At 63.2% G+C, this 15445-nt stretch carries 17 protein-coding genes; 11 read left to right on the top strand and 6 right to left on the bottom strand.

Annotated elements, in window-relative coordinates:
• Nucleotides 1-13 precede the first annotated feature (13 nt).
• A complete protein-coding gene (locus H3H36_RS02875; protein ID WP_182213752.1) occupies nucleotides 14-355 on the top strand; it encodes a hypothetical protein in 342 nt (113 codons plus the stop codon).
• 107 nt (nucleotides 356-462) lie between these two features.
• Here H3H36_RS02875 and H3H36_RS02870 read toward each other — a convergent pair whose 3' ends face one another.
• Nucleotides 463-1893 carry an aldehyde dehydrogenase family protein gene (locus H3H36_RS02870; RefSeq protein ID WP_182213750.1) on the bottom strand — a complete coding sequence of 477 codons (1431 nt, stop codon included), beginning with the start codon at nucleotides 1891-1893 and terminating at the stop codon, nucleotides 463-465.
• Between the two features lie 371 nt (nucleotides 1894-2264).
• Nucleotides 2265-2900: a LysE family translocator gene (locus tag H3H36_RS02865; RefSeq protein ID WP_182213748.1), complete on the bottom strand. Its 636-nt coding sequence runs from the start codon at nucleotides 2898-2900 to the stop codon at nucleotides 2265-2267.
• A gap of 96 nt (nucleotides 2901-2996) precedes the next feature.
• Between H3H36_RS02865 and H3H36_RS02860 the strand changes: the two genes are divergently transcribed.
• Genes H3H36_RS02860 through H3H36_RS02850 form a run of 3 tightly spaced genes read left to right on the top strand, consistent with a single transcriptional unit; the run spans nucleotide 2997 to nucleotide 5042 of the window.
• A complete protein-coding gene (locus H3H36_RS02860; protein WP_182213746.1) occupies nucleotides 2997-3944 on the top strand; it encodes a helix-turn-helix transcriptional regulator in 948 nt (315 codons plus the stop codon).
• A gap of 43 nt (nucleotides 3945-3987) precedes the next feature.
• Nucleotides 3988-4794 (top strand): DNA/RNA non-specific endonuclease, encoded by an 807-nt coding sequence (locus H3H36_RS02855; protein ID WP_182213744.1) that lies wholly within the window; start codon nucleotides 3988-3990, stop codon nucleotides 4792-4794.
• Nucleotides 4794-5042 carry a hypothetical protein gene (locus tag H3H36_RS02850; RefSeq protein ID WP_182213742.1) on the top strand — a complete coding sequence of 83 codons (249 nt, stop codon included), beginning with the start codon at nucleotides 4794-4796 and terminating at the stop codon, nucleotides 5040-5042. The genes H3H36_RS02855 and H3H36_RS02850 overlap by 1 nt, the downstream gene beginning before the upstream one ends.
• Here the strand turns inward: H3H36_RS02850 and H3H36_RS02845 are convergent, their stop codons facing one another.
• The 3 genes from H3H36_RS02845 to H3H36_RS26850 form a co-directional block, all read right to left on the bottom strand.
• Nucleotides 5043-6056, bottom strand: coding sequence for a sensor domain-containing diguanylate cyclase (locus H3H36_RS02845; protein WP_182213739.1), 1014 nt, complete (start codon nucleotides 6054-6056; stop codon nucleotides 5043-5045).
• 65 nt (nucleotides 6057-6121) lie between these two features.
• Nucleotides 6122-6691 carry a sensor histidine kinase gene (locus H3H36_RS02840; protein WP_229219704.1) on the bottom strand — a complete coding sequence of 190 codons (570 nt, stop codon included), beginning with the start codon at nucleotides 6689-6691 and terminating at the stop codon, nucleotides 6122-6124.
• Nucleotides 6688-6984: a hypothetical protein gene (locus tag H3H36_RS26850; RefSeq protein ID WP_229219708.1), complete on the bottom strand. Its 297-nt coding sequence runs from the start codon at nucleotides 6982-6984 to the stop codon at nucleotides 6688-6690. The genes H3H36_RS02840 and H3H36_RS26850 overlap by 4 nt, the downstream gene beginning before the upstream one ends.
• A 228-nt stretch (nucleotides 6985-7212) precedes the next feature.
• Here H3H36_RS26850 and queE point away from each other — a divergent pair, with 228 nt between their 5' ends.
• The 7 genes from queE to H3H36_RS02805 all read left to right on the top strand — a co-directional run bounded on the left by queE (nucleotide 7213) and on the right by H3H36_RS02805 (nucleotide 12175).
• Complete coding sequence (gene queE, locus H3H36_RS02835; RefSeq protein ID WP_182213737.1) at nucleotides 7213-7848, top strand: 7-carboxy-7-deazaguanine synthase; 636 nt, start codon at nucleotides 7213-7215, stop codon at nucleotides 7846-7848.
• A gap of 2 nt (nucleotides 7849-7850) precedes the next feature.
• Nucleotides 7851-8297, top strand: a complete 447-nt coding sequence (queD, locus tag H3H36_RS02830; RefSeq protein WP_182213734.1) for a 6-carboxytetrahydropterin synthase QueD — start codon at nucleotides 7851-7853, stop codon at nucleotides 8295-8297.
• On the top strand, nucleotides 8290-8814 hold the full coding sequence (tadA, locus tag H3H36_RS02825; protein WP_182213731.1) for a tRNA adenosine(34) deaminase TadA: 525 nt from the start codon (nucleotides 8290-8292) through the stop codon (nucleotides 8812-8814). Before queD ends, tadA begins: the two co-directional genes overlap by 8 nt.
• A 94-nt stretch (nucleotides 8815-8908) precedes the next feature.
• Nucleotides 8909-9733, top strand: coding sequence for an esterase/lipase family protein (locus tag H3H36_RS02820; RefSeq protein ID WP_229219669.1), 825 nt, complete (start codon nucleotides 8909-8911; stop codon nucleotides 9731-9733).
• Between the two features lie 10 nt (nucleotides 9734-9743).
• Nucleotides 9744-10688, top strand: coding sequence for an alpha/beta fold hydrolase (locus tag H3H36_RS02815; RefSeq protein ID WP_182213729.1), 945 nt, complete (start codon nucleotides 9744-9746; stop codon nucleotides 10686-10688).
• A 13-nt stretch (nucleotides 10689-10701) separates the two neighbouring features.
• Nucleotides 10702-11619 (top strand): muramoyltetrapeptide carboxypeptidase, encoded by a 918-nt coding sequence (gene ldcA, locus H3H36_RS02810; protein ID WP_182213727.1) that lies wholly within the window; start codon nucleotides 10702-10704, stop codon nucleotides 11617-11619.
• Nucleotides 11612-12175, top strand: coding sequence for an NAD(P)/FAD-dependent oxidoreductase (locus tag H3H36_RS02805; RefSeq protein WP_311196564.1), 564 nt, complete (start codon nucleotides 11612-11614; stop codon nucleotides 12173-12175). Before ldcA ends, H3H36_RS02805 begins: the two co-directional genes overlap by 8 nt.
• A gap of 55 nt (nucleotides 12176-12230) precedes the next feature.
• On the opposite strand, the gene H3H36_RS02800 is transcribed toward H3H36_RS02805, so the two are convergent.
• Entirely contained in the window at nucleotides 12231-15335 is a 3105-nt protein-coding gene (locus H3H36_RS02800; RefSeq protein ID WP_182213725.1) for a Tn3 family transposase, read from the bottom strand.
• Nucleotides 15336-15445 lie beyond the last annotated feature (110 nt).

Here is a 15445-nt window from a genome sequence, read left to right as displayed (position 1 = left end):
AGGGAGGTGCATCATGCCAAAAGGAGCGAATGCCAAGCGGGAACGCGAGTACAAAGAGCTGGAACACAAGTTCGAGCAGGAAGGCCGCTATCGGGGACGCGAGGAGGAAGTAGCGGCCCGCATCGTCAACAAGCAGCGCGCCGCGTCCGGCGAAACGGTAGCGGAACAGGCCCATCACGCGACGGCGCCTGAACGCAGCCTGCCCATCGCCAACTACGAGGAACTGACGGCCGAGCAGGTGCTGCGGCAGCTGGACGGCTTGTCGCAATCCGAGCTGCGGCGCGTGCGCACGCACGAAGCGCGGCACAAGAAACGCAAAGGCGTGTTGGAGGAACTGGACAGCCGCCTGGGCTGACGGCAAACACCCGGCGGGGTCAGTGCCAACATGCAAACACGGGCCCGGCCGTTAGTCGCTTGACGGTCCAGCTCGTGTAGAAATGTTGGCACTGCCCCCAGGGGAAATCAGACGCCGCAGTAGGTGGTCTTGACGGTGGTGAAGAACTCGGCGGCGTAGGTGCCCTGCTCGCGTGAACCGTAGCTGGACCCCTTGGTGCCGCCAAACGGCACGTGGTAGTCGACGCCCGCCGTCGGCACGTTCAACATCACCATGCCAGCCTGCGCGTGGCGCTTGAAGTGCGTGGCGTGCTTGAGCGAGGTGGTGCAGATGCCGCTCGACAGGCCGAACTCCGTATCGTTGGCCAGGGCCAGCGCATGTTCGTAGCTGTCGGCCGGAATCACGCTGGCCACGGGGCCGAAGATTTCCTCGCGGCTGATGCGCATGTCGTTGCTGCAATCGGTGAACAGGGCCGGACGCAGGAAGAAGCCGGGCGTGCCGCACGCGACGCGTTCGCCGCCGAAGGCCAGCGTGGCGCCTTCATCCTGGCCGATGCGGATGTATTCGAGGTCCTGCTCGAGCTGGCTGGCGTCCACCACGGGGCCGATATCGGTGCCGGCGGCCAGCGCGTCGCCGATGGTCAGCGCGGCCAGCTTTTCCTTCACGGCGGCCACGAAGGCCGGGTAGATGCCTTTTTCCACGATCAGGCGGCTGGACGCGGTGCAGCGCTGGCCCGTCGAATAGAACGAACCCTGCACGGCGCAGTTGACGGCCGTAGCCAGGTCGGCGTCGTTCAGCACCACGAGCGGATTCTTGCCGCCCATTTCTATCTGCACCTTGGCCATGCGCGTCATGGCTGCCTGCGCGACCTTGCCGCCGGTGGCCACGGAGCCGGTGAAGCTGATCGCATTGACGCGGCGGTCGTTCAGGAAGGCCTGGCCGACCACGCTGCCGCGTCCCATCACGAGGTTGAACACGCCGGGTGGCAGGCCGGCGCGGCTGATGATCTCGGCCAGCGCCCAGGCGCTGCCCGGCACCAGTTCGGCCGGCTTGAGCAGCACGCAGTTACCGTAGGCCAGTGCCGGGGCGATCTTCCAGGCCGGGATGGCGATCGGGAAGTTCCACGGGGCGATGATGCCGACCACGCCGACCGGCTCGCGGGTGATTTCCACCTCCAGGTTGGGGCGCACGGAGGGCAGCTTGTCGCCGCGCAGGCGCAGGCATTCCTGGGCGAAGAACTTGAAGATGGCGCCGGCGCGGGCCGCTTCGCCTATGCCTTCGGGCCTGGTCTTGCCTTCCTCGCGCGACAGCAGGGTGCCCAGTTCCTCCTTGCGGGCCAGGATTTCGCTGCCGATCTTGTCGAGCGCGTCGGCGCGCTGCTGGACGTTGGACAAGGCCCAGCCCGGCGCCGCCGCGGCCGCGGCCGCGATGGCCAGTTGCGCCTGCTGCGCATCGGCCTGGGCATAGTGGCCGATCACGTCATCCGTGTTGGAGGGATTGATGTTGGCGGCAGAGCTTGCTCCTTCGACCCATGCGCCGTTGATATAGTTGTGTTTCATGGTACTCCGCTTGTGACGATTAAAGTGGGGGTGTCCGCATTATCCTCTTTTCTTGCCGTTACGCCACATTCAACTTTGCAGATAGCTTTGCGACGGCGATTCGGTCTTCGCGAGGCCAACTGTTGTTGTTTGGAACAAAGCGTGAGATTTCGTGACAGTTCCGGCCAAAATCGCGCTAAACTGAGCGCTAATGTCTTACCATACCGCCAATATGGATTTCTTTATTGCAATTCGGAACGCAAGGCAAGGAATAACAAGAAAAACCAAGGCTGACCCGGTATCCGTGCCGGCGTCGACTCCCAACAATAAAAAAAGTGTGGGCCAGACGCGCGTTTGCGCGTCTGGCCCTTTTTTATGGCCGCGCGCCCGGTTCACGCCATGCGCCAGGCCTGGTATGCGCTCAGCATGGCCGTCGCCAGCAGCAGCAGGCCCATGCAGCGGGCGACCACCACCGCCGCGCCCGGATGACGGACGAACCAGCCACTGGCACCGCTGGCGGCAAAGGCGAGGGCGCCGTACACGCCCGCCTGGGTCAGCGCCGTGATCGCGCCGAGCACGCCGGACTGTACCCACAGCGGCCCCTGGCCGGGCCGCAGGAACTGGGGAAAGATGGCCAGCATGAACAGGTAGGCCTTGGGATTGAGCAGGCTGGTGACCATGGCGCGCCGGAAAATCACGCCTTCCGACGCGCGTTGCTGCGCGGGCGCGGGCAGCAGGACACTGTTGGCGCCAAGTAAGGTCCAGCCTATCCATGCGATATACAGCGCCCCGCCCAGCAGCATGGCCCGGAACAGGCCCGGCCACCATTGCAACACGACGGCCACGCCCAGCGCGCCCATGCAGAGGTGGCAGAATCCGCCGGCGATGATGCCGCCCACCGCCGCCATGCCGCTGCGCCGGCCGCCCAGCAACGAACTGCCCATCACAAAGGCCATGTCCAGTCCCGGCAGCAGCACCACGCCGAATACCACCAGAAAATATAGCCACAGCGTATAGGTTTGCGTCATGTGTTCGCTCCTCAGATAGACCGTTTGTACAGCGAGGGCCCACTGTAACGCCTATATAGGGCAGATTCCGCCCTGATAATCTGGTATCTTTGTCAGATGTACCATCCCACCACCCGCGTACTGGCAGTGCTGGAACTGCTGCAAGCCCATGGCCGCATCAGCGGCGCCGAGATGGCGCGCCGGATCGGGGTCGATGGCCGCACGCTGCGGCGCTACATCGTGATGCTGGAACAGATAGGCATCCCCATCATGAGCGAGCGGGGCCGGCACGGCGGCTACGCGCTGGTGGCCGGCTTCAAGTTGCCGCCGATGATGTTCACGGACGACGAAGCGCTGGCCTTGTCGCTGGGCTTGCTGGCGGCGCGCAGCCTGGGCCTGGCGGAGGCGGCGCCGGCCGTGGCCAGCGCCCAGGCCAAGCTGACGCGCATCATGCCCGATGGGTTGAAGCAGCGCGTCAGTGCGCTCGATGAGACGGTGAGGCTGGACCTGGCGACTGGCCGGGCGTCCCAGGATAATGATGCGCTGGTGGTGCTGAGCGCCGCCGCCCAGCGTGGCCAGCGCGTGCAGTTGCGCTACCGCTCGGGTGGCGTCGACACGGTGCGCGACGTCGATACTTACGGCCTGGCGTACTACCTCGGCGGCTGGTATGCCGTGGGCTGGTGCCATATGCGCGGCGCGGTGCGCACGTTCCGGCTCGATCGCATCGTGACGGCCAAGCCGGCACAGGGCGGCTTCGTCCGTCCTGCCGGTTTCGATGCGCTGGCCCATCTGCGGCTGTCGGTGGCATCGTTGCCGCGCGCATTCTCGGCCACGGTACTGTTGAAGACCGATCTGGAGACGGCGCGCCGTACCTTGATGGAAACCCTAGGCATATTCGAACAATGCGAGGGCGGGGTGCTGCTGCACAACCAGTCCGACGACCTGGCCTGGCTGGCGCGCCAATTAGCGGCTGTGCCGTTCGAACTGGAGATTCTCGATCCCCCGCGCCTGCGCGTGGAACTGGCCGCGCACGCCAGGCGTTTGTTGCAAATGGCTACAGTCTGATAGAGTGCCGCACTGAACTTTTTCGCGCTTTCCAGAAGGAACCATGCAACACCCTAGTCTGCTTCAGAAAACCCTGGCCGCCGCCATTTTTGCGTGCGGCACCGTCGTTTCCAGCCTGGCCCTGGCCGGCGCCTGCCCGGCCCACTACGTGGACGGCCGCACGCCGGAAATCCGTAACGAGAAAATGAACGCCGCCACGCGCGAGCTGTGCTATGGCGTGTTCGGCGTCATGCATTCGGGCCTCACCCGCACGCCGCTGTGGTCGGCCGAGCACTTGACGGCCGAGAACATCGCCGCAGCCCAGAACCTGTCGCGCGAGAACTCCTTCCACGCGGAGCCACAACTGCCGGCCAGTCAGCGGGCCGAACTGTCCGATTATGCGCGCAGTGGCTTTGACCGGGGCCACATGTCCCCCAACGGCGACATGCCCGACCGCGAAACCCAGCACGAAAGCTTCACGCTGGCCAACATGGTGCCGCAAAACGGCGACAATAACCGCCATATCTGGGCCGGTATCGAGGGCGCCGTGCGCAAGATGGCGAAGAAAGAGGGCGACCTGTACGTGATCACGGGCCCGGCCTTCCTTGGTGGTAACCTGCAAAAGATCGGCAATGTGCTGGTGCCCAGCCACCTGTACAAACTGGTGTACAGCCCGCGCCAGCGCGCCGGGGCGGCATATTTCATCGCCAACGCGCCCACCAGCGAGTACGAGACGCTGAGCATCGCGGAACTGGAAAGCCGGGTCGGGATCAATTTGCTGCCCTCGCTGTCGGCCAGCGACAAGGAGCGCATGCTGCGCCTGCCCAAGGTGAAGCCGCGCAAGGATAAACGTGACGATTGGAGCATGTGATGAAAAAATTTGTCCCTTATGCCAACGAGGCTGACGTGCTGCACATCGGCCACCTGTGCATTGAAAACCGGCTCGACCGCATCACCATCAGCGGCGACGTGGACTTGATGGCCGACCAGGCCGGCCTGCGCGATGCGCGCGCCTTGCTGCAGGTGCTGACCGACGTGGTGGCGCGGCTCGCGGCCCAGGACTTGCCCGCCACCTTGCCGCCGCCGGACGTGAAGACGGTCGCCAATCCGTTCGGCTGATCAGGCCCGGCTCGCGGCCGTGTCGGGTTCCTGGAATGGCAGGCTGATGCGGTTGCGGCCCATGTGCTTGGCGCGGTACAGCGCCGAGTCGGCCGTCGCCACCAGCTGGCTGGGATCGGTGTCCACGGAGGGCAGGGCGGTGGCCGCACCGATGCTGACTGTGACCACGTGGGCATCGCTGCCCAGGTTGGGAAGGTGCAATTGCTCGACCCGGCAGCGGATGCGCTCGGCCACGATGGCGGCGCCCTTCAAGGCCTGGTTGGGCAGGATCACGGCGAATTCCTCGCCGCCGTAGCGCGCCACGAGGTCGTTGGCCCGCATTTCGCTGGCCACGGCGTTGGCGATGCGCTGCAGGCATTCGTCGCCGCCGAGGTGGCCGTAGGCGTCGTTGTATTGCTTGAAGTTGTCGACATCGACCATCAGCAGCGACAGCGGTTGCTGCTGGCGCAGCGCCCGCTGCCATTCGGCCGCCAGGGTATCGTCGAAGCAGCGGCGGTTGGCCAGGCTGGTCAGGCCGTCGCGCGTGGCCAGTTGTTCCAGCGCCACCTGGGCCCGTTTTTCATCGGTCATGTCGCGCAGCGTTTCCACCACCGCCACCAGCCGGCCTTCGGCGTCGTAGATGGGGCTGGCGTCCACGGCCAGGTAGCGGCGCTTGCCCACGCGCGGCATCTCGCACCAGTTTTCCGCGCACAGATTGTCGGCGCCTTCGCTGCGGTGGGCGTGCTGGTCGTACAGCGCATGCACTTCGCCGGTGCGCCCCTGGATCACCAGGTCGGCCAGCGTGGGACGGCGCTCGCTATAGAAGCTGCGCCAGTGGTCGGCTGTCCCCAGCACCTCGTAGGCCGGCACGCCCGTCAACCGTTCGCAGGCGCGGTTCCAGATCAGCACCTTGCCGCTGGCATCGATCACAAACGTGGGGATGACCAGCAATTCCATCAGTTTGAGTGCGAAACCGTGCTGCTGCTCGGCTGGCGGGAATTCCATGACATGCTGGATTTTCTGGAGGTTGTTCATGGGTGATCCTTGTACGGGTATGGCATGGAGTGTGGTCATGGCGGCCGGCTCGTGGAGGAGGGTTGTCATTTTGCTTCCGGTAACACGTGTTCCCCTTGATGCGGCGCAAGTTCGAGCGGGAACGACATGGACAGGGCCGTGCCCTGGCCGGGGCGGCTGGCCACGTGGAACTGGCCGCCGGCCCGCGCCACGCGGTCGGCGATGCCGGCCAGGCCATTGCCGCGCCGGGGTGGCCGCGCGGGCAGGCCGATGCCGTTGTCGGTCACGGTCAGGGTCAGGCTGCTGGGCTGGCGGCACAGGGCGATTTCGACCTGGGTGGCGTTGGCGTGGCGGGCGATGTTGCTGAGCGATTCCTGCAGTACCCGGAACAGCGCCGCATCGACCTTGGCGCCGGGGGCGGCGTTGTAGACGCGCTGGTCGGCGTGCAGCCGGCAAGCAATGCCGCTCAGGCGCGAGAACTGGGTGACCTGGCTTTCGATGGCGTTGCGCAAGCCGTGGTCGAGCGCCTCTGGCCGCAGGTCGTGGATGATGGCGCGCAGCGAACGCAGGCTGGCGGCGATGTGGGCTTCGAGCTGGTGCAGTTGCGCCTGCAGCCGGGGCTGGCCGCGGCTGAGGATGGCCAGGTCCATTTTCAGGGCCAGCAGGTTCTGTCCCAGGTCATCGTGGATGTCGCGGGCGATGCGCTGGCGCTCCGCTTCCAGCGCGCTATCTTGCTGGGCCAGCAGCTGGCAGACGCGGCGCGCTGTTCGAACGCGGTTTGATCCGCCATGGCCCGCGCTGCCTGTTCGGCCAACAGCGCCCTTTGCAGCCGCGCCATGGCGGCGCGCAGGCGGTGCTGGCGCCACAGCAAGCTCAACGCGATCATGGTGAGTACGACCGCGCCGGCCGAGATCAGGTCGACATGCAGGGAGGGTGCGGTGTATTTCATGGGTGCAATGCTCCATACGGATTTCACAGCGGGGATTTGGCTGGTGCACCGTGACAACATATCGCGGCAAGGCCAGGCGGGCGTTGTGAAAAGTCAAGTTTTGCGGCGCGGCAAGCAAAAAAGGCGGGGGCGCCGTTAAATTCCTGCGCAGCCTCAGGCTCGCTTATAATGGAGGGTTGTCAACCGGAGTTTGCGCGCCGTACGCAGCCGGTCAGTCGAGGAAACGTTGTGACTTACAGCATCAAAGAAATGTTTTACACCCTGCAGGGCGAAGGCGCCCATGCGGGGCGTCCCGCCGTGTTCTGCCGCTTTTCGGGCTGTAACCTGTGGACGGGCCGCGAAAGCGACCGCGCCAGCGCCATTTGCCAGTTCTGTGACACGGACTTCGTGGGGACCGATGGCGAAGGCGGCGGCAAGTTCGCCACCCCGGCGCAGTTGGCCGCGGCCATCGATGCGCACTGGCCGGCCGGCTATCCTGCGCATAAATACGTGGTGTTCACGGGCGGCGAACCGCTGCTGCAACTGGATCCGCCGCTGATCGCCGCCATGCACGCGGCGGGCTTCGAGATCGCCATCGAAACCAACGGCACCATCCCGGTGCCGCCGGGCGTGGACTGGATCTGCGTCAGTCCCAAGATGGGTTCGCAGCTGGTTGTCGAGCGCGGCAACGAGATCAAGGTGGTGATCCCGCAGACGGACCAGGATCTGGCCGCCTACGAGGGACTGGCGTTCGAGCACTTCTTCGTGCAGCCCATGGATGGCCCGCTGGCCGAATTCAACACCAAGCTCGCGATCGACACCTGCAAGCGCCGCCCCCAGTGGAAACTGAGCCTGCAAACCCATAAACTCTTACAAATACCATAACAATGCTGACTATTACCCGCAAGCTCGAATTCGACGCAGGCCACCGTATCCCCGACCACAAGAGCCAGTGCCGCAACCTGCACGGCCACCGCTACACGCTGGAAATCACGCTGACGGGCCAGGTCATCGCCGTGGAAGGCAATTCCGACAATGGCATGATCATGGACTTTTCCGACATCAAGGCGCTGGCCAAGGAGCACCTGGTCGACGTGTGGGACCATTCCTTCCTCGTGTACGAGAAGGACACGGCCGTGCGTGAATTCCTGGCCACGCTACCCAACCACAAGACGGTGGTGATCGACCGCATCCCGACGGTGGAAAACCTGGCCCAGGTGGCCTTCGATATTTTGAAAGCCGCCTACAAGGACCGTTTCGGCACCGGCCTGCACCTGCACAAGCTGGTGCTGCATGAAACCCCGAACTGCTGGGCAGAGATCACCGATGCCTGAAACGACGGCCGTCGTGGAGCATGCGGCCACGCCTGAAGAAATGGACTTCATGCGCCAGGCGCTGGCGCAGGCGCAGATTGCGTGGGACGAGGGCGAGGTGCCGGTGGGCGCCGTGGTCGTCAAGGATGGCGTGGTGGTCGCACGCGGCTACAACCGCCCGATCGGCCGCCACGATCCCACCGCGCACGCGGAGATCGTCGCCTTGCGGGCCGCCGCCGAGGCGCTGGGCAACTACCGCCTGCCCGGTTGCGAACTGTATGTGACGCTGGAGCCGTGCGTGATGTGCTCGGGCGCCATGATGCATGCGCGGCTGGCGCGCGTGGTGTACGGCGCGGCCGACCCCAAGACGGGCGCCGGCGGTTCCGTCGTCAACTTGTATGACCAGGTCCAGCTCAACCATCACACGGGCATCGTGGGCGGCGTGCTGGCCGACGAATGCGGCGCCATGCTCAAGCGCTTTTTCGCTGCGCGCCGCGCGGCGGCGGCCGAGGCGCGCAAAGCCGCCAACGCCGGCTGACTTCGGTCAAGCGTACGCGCGCGCCGTTCAACGGTGCGCCATTTCATGCTCCCAGTAAAAATGGTATGCTCAAACCATATCGCTGGGAGCACAGATGGGACACCGCAAGACCGCCGTACAAGCTTTGGAAAACGACAACCCACCGGGCATGTTGAGGATGGCACTGGAGATGCGCGCACCATGGGAGTTGGGCGCCGCGCTGGCCGCCTATCCGTTCATGCGCATGGCGCCCCAGGGCGACGGCCATCCGGTGATGGTCTTTCCAGGCCTGGCCGCCGGCGATTTCACCACGCTCGTCATCCGCCACTTCCTCACTGACCGCGGCTTTTCCGTCCATGCGTGGGAGCAGGGTTTGAACTTCGGCCCCCGGCCCGGCGTGCTGGAGGCGTGCATGGAGAAAATTCGCCAGCTGCGGGCCGACACGGGCCGTACCGTCAGCCTGGTGGGCTGGAGCCTGGGTGGCGTGTACGCGCGCGAGCTGGCCAAGATGCTGCCCGATGACGTGCGCACCGTCGTCACGCTCGGTTCGCCGTTCACGGGCAGCCACAAGGCCACCAATGCCTGGCGCGTGTACCAGCTTGTCTCGGGTGAAAAGGAAATCGACGCCGAGCGCTTCGCCGCGCTGCGGGAACGCCCGCCCATGCCGACCACCTCCATCTTCAGCCGCACCGACGGCGTGGTCGCCTGGCATTGCAGCATGGAGGAGGAGACGGCCAGTTCCGAAAACATCGAAGTGCATGCCAGCCATGTGGGCATGGGCGCCAACCCGTCGGCGCTGTACGCCATCGCTGACCGGCTGGCGCAGCCGGAAGGGCAATGGAAGCGCTTCGACCATGAGGGCCACACGGGCCTGAAGAAGCTGCTGTACCTGGACCCGCAACGCACACCGCTGTTCCAATCCCTGTTCGGCCTATATTGAAGGAGGCGCCGTGGCTACCGCGCTCGCAAACGGCATCACCATCGCCTACGAAACGCAGGGCGATCCGCACGATCCGCCCGTGCTGCTGGTGATGGGACTGGGCATGCAGCTCACCAGCTGGCCGCAGGACTTCGTCGACGGCCTGGTGGAGCAGGGCTATTACGTGATCCGCTTCGATAACCGCGACAGCGGCCTGTCGAGCAAGCTGCGCCAGCACGGCACGCCCAGCATGACGCTGACCTGGCTCAAGTCGCTGGTACGCTGGCCCATCAAGTCCCCCTACACGCTGCACGACATGGCCGATGATGCGCGTGGCTTGCTCGATTTCCTGGGCATCCCCAAAGCCCATGTGGTGGGGGTGTCGATGGGTGGCATGATCGGCCAGATCTTCGCCGCCTGCCATGCCGAGCGCACACTGAGCCTCACTTCCATCATGTCGAGCAGCGGCCGGCGCGGCCTGCCGGGACCGACGCCGGTGGCGCGCAAGGCCATCATGCGCATGCCGGCCGATCCGCGCGACCGTGATCAGGTGGTCGAGCACATGGTGCAGACGCTGCGCACCATCGGCAGCCCGGCCTATCCGACGCCCGAAAAACTGCTGCGTACGAAAATCCATCAAGCGCTGGACCGCAATACCTGTCCGGATGGCATTGCGCGGCAGATGGTGGCCATCGTCGCCTGCGGCGACCGCACGCCGCTGCTGGCGGCCATCAACTGCCCGGCCATGGTGATCCACGGTGCGGCCGATCCGCTGGTGCCGCTGGCCTGCGGCGAGGATACGGCGATGGCCATCCCCAACGCTTCCATGCACGTGATCGAAGGCATGGGCCACGACTTGCCACCGCAGCTGATCGAGCGGCTGATCGCCTTGATCGACGCCCACCTGCACGGTAAGATGGAGCTGAATGACAAGCTCCCGTCCACCCGGCGGGCCGGCAGCGACACCCACTACTGAACGAGACCTATTTTTGAGCACCAAGAACATCGGCATCGCCATCGCAGCGCCGGGCGGCTACGCACCCGACGACGCCGCGCTGGAGATGGGCATCGCGCGCCTGCGCGCGCAAGGCATCACCGTCCATAACTATTACGATTCTTCGCGCAAGCACCTGCGCTTCGCCGACACGGACGCCGGCCGGCTGGCCCAGCTCAACGCCGCCGCCGCCGATCCGGAGGTCCAGATCGTGGTGGCATTGCGCGGCCAGTACGGCATAAGCCGTATCCTGCCGCAGATCGATTTCCAGGCCATGGCCGACAGCGGCAAGCTGTTCGTCGGCTACAGCGATTTCACGGCCTTCCACATGGGCCTGTGGAAGCGCACGGGCCGCGCCAGCTTTGCCGGCCCAATGATGTGCGACGATTTCATCCGCGCCGAGCCGGTTGAGTACACGCTCAAGCAGTTCTGGGATTGCGTGCGCGGTACCGCGCACAAGGTGCGCGGTACGGCGCAGCACAACCCGCGGGTCGACGTACGCGGACGGCTGTGGGGCGGCAACCTGGCCATGCTGGTGCACATGCTGGGCACGCCGTTGTTCGCCCCCATCGAAGGCGGCATCGTCTTCCTCGAAGATATCAACGAGCACCCGTACCGGGTCGAGCGCATGGTGCTGCAATTGCTGTACGCGGGGGCGTTCGAGGGGCAGCAGGCGCTGGTGCTGGGTGACTTCTCTGGCTACAAGCTCAACCCGGCCGACAATGGCTACGACTTCGAGACCATGCTCGCTTTCCTGCGCGAGCGCTTGCCCATCCCGGTGCTGACTGGTCTGCCGTTCGGCCACATCAAGGAACGCTGCACGCTGCCGTATGGCGGCATGGGGCAGCTGGTGTCCGATGCGGAGGGCTTCGACCTGACCATCGCCGATTATCCGACGCTGCCCCGTGACTGAGCGGCTGTCCGGCGACAACTTCTACCGCGCCACGGCGGGCACGCCGGTCTGGCCCGCGCTGGCGGGCAGCGCTTCGGCTGCCGTGTGCGTGATCGGTGGCGGGTTCGCCGGGTTGTCCACCGCCTTGTCCCTGCTGGAGCGGGGTGAGAAGCACGTGGTCGTGCTGGAGGCGGAAACCGTGGGCTACGGCGCGTCGGGACGCAATGGTGGTTTTGTCTTCGGCGGCTATTCGCTGGGCGAACGCGGCCTGCTGGACGCGGCCGGCGATGGCCGGGGTGCCCAGCTCTATCGCCTGACGCTGGACGCTCTTGATCACATCCGCCGCCGCATTGAACGCTACGGCATCGCCTGCGATGCCACCCACAGCGGCATCTACCTGGCCAACTGGTTCGACGACGACCGCATTCTCGACGAGCAGCAGCGCTTCATGGCCGACAAGCTGGGCGTGCAATGGCAACGGATCAGCCGCGCGGAGTTCGCGCAGCGCGCCCATAGCGCGCGCTATTTCGGCGCCTTGTACGAATCGAACGCCTTCCATTTCCATCCGCTCAAATAGGCTATTTCTACCCATCCCCTCGAAAAGGTAAAAGTATTCGGAAGTGCTTGAATTCTCAGGCTAATGAGCCATCCTCCCCCTCCTCGAACGCATGATCCCAGTAACCAGGTTCGGCGTAGCGCGCTGCCAGTGCATCGATGTCGAGCTGCGGTGCCTCGGCCGTGAATTCAAATCGGCCGATCAAGTTTACATGGCGCCAGGCCACTGGCGACACGCCGCTCAGCGCCCTTATCGCCTCCATATCCCCCGCCGCGCGCTTCTGTTCATAGACCTTCGACAGTAACGCCGTATTGTAATAAATGATGGCGTTGGCGATCAGCCGCGAACACTCGTTCCAAATATTCTGCTCGGCTTCAGTCTTGACCCTGAATTTCCCGTTGTTGACGTAAGACACCGATTTGCGGAACCTGTGATAGGCCTCTCCCCGATTCAATGCCTTTTGCACGCTTTGTCGCAGGCTGGCGTCATCAATGAAGTCTAGGATGTACAACGTCCTGCGTATATTGTCCAGTTCCCACAGGGCTTTCTTAGTCTGATTCTGGCGCGTGTAGCTGCTGAGCTTGCGGATGACGGTCGCCTGCGTCACATCTTTTTGCGCGAGCGACGCCATGATGCGCTGGATATTTGGCCACTCGGCGATAATCAGATCCTCCGGCACCTTTCTGGATGGCTTGATCAGTAGTTCGCCATACTCCCCTGGATTCTGGAATCCGACCAACTTTTCCATTTTCTTGTGTAGATCGCGGTAGCGCGGCGCGAACTGGTAGCCGAACACATGCAAGGTCCAGAAATTAACCTGGTTGGTGCCGTGCGTATCAGTGGAATGCAGCTCTGGTTTGATGTCAGACGTGTTGTTGTATAACAAGTCGAATACATAGTGGCTTTCGTGCTCGTGCGTGCCGATAATCTTGGCGTTGATCGGCACATGGTTCGCGACCAGCGTATAGGCGCTGACGCCTTTTTGCAGTCCGAAGTATTTCGGCGAATGGCGGGCGTTGACCGTATCGATCTGCGTTTCGATTCGCTGTCCGTCGCTGCTGGAATGCACGTCGTCACGGATGTCGTACAGATGGAATGCCGGCAGCACTGCGATCGCGTTGCTGATCGCATCGTTGGCCACATGCAAAGTTTCCTGGCGCAGGAAATTGCGCGCCGTATTGAGCAGCGACGCGTAATTCAGGCCAGACACCTCTGCCATTTTTCCGATCCCCATGTTGGTCCCCATGGCGACAATGCACGCTAGCAGTTCGCGCGGATCGGGATCGTGCTTGACGTAGCGGTCAAGCACGTGGCTGAAGCACTTTAAGAACCCGGTGTGTTGATGGACGAACCACAGCAGATCGGCGACGCCCACGCCCGGCAGCTTCCCGAAGAACGGGCTGTTGACGGGCTCGTCCTCGCTCGGATACAACAACTGCCAGCGTCGCTTTTCACCACGGCCAGTGATTTTGATGTGCTGGTTGACCGCGTCGGCGATACGCTGGTTGACGGCTTCGATCTTCGCTTCCAGATCGGCCTTCATCTCTGCCAGAGTATCCTCAATCGGATCGATCAGGATCTGCGCGCCGATTTCCTGAAGGACTTGCGTCTTATTTTCCCAGCGCTCGTCGCTTATTAAGTCATCCTCGAAGCGACGATATTCCACGCTGTCCTTGACAAATAGGTTGCCGGCTTCGAGCGCATTGCGCAGTAGGCGGTACAACAGGAATTCGTAGCGGTCGACGTCCAGCACCTTGTCTCCATCGGCAAGCTGGTCGGCACCATCTTTTTCGGCATTTACGAAAAGATAGCGCTGCAGGCTCTTTGGAATCACTTCGATAGGAAACAGCGACGGTTTGACTTGGCGCGGCGACTTCCCGTTGCGAAGCAGGTCTTGCAGGACCAGCACCGCGCTCAGGAGTGGCGCGTCTTCCACCCGGCCAGCGAATTCGAGTTCGCAAAACAGATGGCGGAGATTGCGCTTGAACTGGTGCGACAAGGTGGTGTAGTACGCCCACTCGAACCCGACTTTGTCGAAGGCGATATTGCGCAGGTAGTTCGCCACGATCGGGAACTGTTCCGGCTCCAGCAAATGGAACGCCTGTACCTTGACGGCGGAAAACGGCACATCTTCGGATATTGTGGTGTCGGTAAACAGGTTGAGCACTTGGCCCGCCGCCTGCAAATGTGTGGCTGCGTCCTCCATCGCCTTGTGCATGGCCTCGTCGGCCGCGCGCTTGCCAAGCTTCTCATATTGGTGGACCAAATGGATGAAGGCGTCAATCAGGTTGTCGTTGATCTGGCGGAAGCGATGGTACGCAAAACACAGCAGGTACAGCCGTGTTGTCTTTGTTGCCATGCGTCGCAAGCTGTAGACTGTATAGAACTTGACCAGCGACGCGTAATATTTACCACTTTCGGCCGAGAGCCCGGCGGTAGCCAGGAACGTGCGCGCCGTATCATGCAGTGGCTGGAAAAAATGGCGCCGCTCGACTTCCTGGCGCAACTCCTTGTAGCTGAAATCCTTGGCTTCGCGCTTTAATGCACTTATCCGGTACATGGTTTCGTCAGCTTCGAGCAAGGCATCCAACGGCTCGCGCGCCGACGGTGTCAACGCCGCGTCCAGGAGGCCCGTGATGCGGTTGCGCTCCGAGGTGACGGCACGTCCGACCATATCCTGTAGATAGCTGTAACCTGGTATGACGACGCGCTGGCTTTCCAAGTATTGCAGGACTTCGCGCATGATGTAGATTGGCTGTGTTGACAACATCGCGAAACGCTGTGCTTTTTGCTCCAACTCTTCTTTGATCGTCTGATCAGCCAGGCGGTAATCGAACAGTTGCAGGATGACCTTTTGTTGATCCAATCGGGTAGGCTTGGACAGGGCTTTCAGCGTGCAAATCTTCTTGTTGGCGAAATGGCGCTTGACGACATAGGCCACGTCATCAGCGACCGAATTCGGTTCAAAGACAAAGAATCGTCGCTTGGCCTTGAAATAGGCCATCTGCAGCGCCAACTGCACCGCCGCCGATGAGGTATGGACGCGCTCCACCGTATCGCGCTCAACAGCGCTGAAATCGAAGTAGAGCTGCCTGTCGTCATCGTGAAACTTGGGTAAGTCGTAGAGGGCGGCTATTTCCTCGGTCGATAGAATCGTCAGCCGACGCGTGTCAGTGGCCATGAGCGGAAAATTAACAGTGAAAAGAATATGCGATCATCGCGTTCTGGCTTGCCACAAGATATACCGGCCCGGTTTTGCGCACTCACGGCAGCACGACGTCAACCGACTTT

The sequence above is a fragment of the Rugamonas fusca genome (assembly GCF_014042365.1).
In the GTDB taxonomy this organism is placed as follows: domain Bacteria; phylum Pseudomonadota; class Gammaproteobacteria; order Burkholderiales; family Burkholderiaceae_D; genus Rugamonas; species Rugamonas fusca.
Note: the sequence above shows the minus strand (reverse complement) of the source record. Positions and strands in the feature narration are given on the sequence as shown.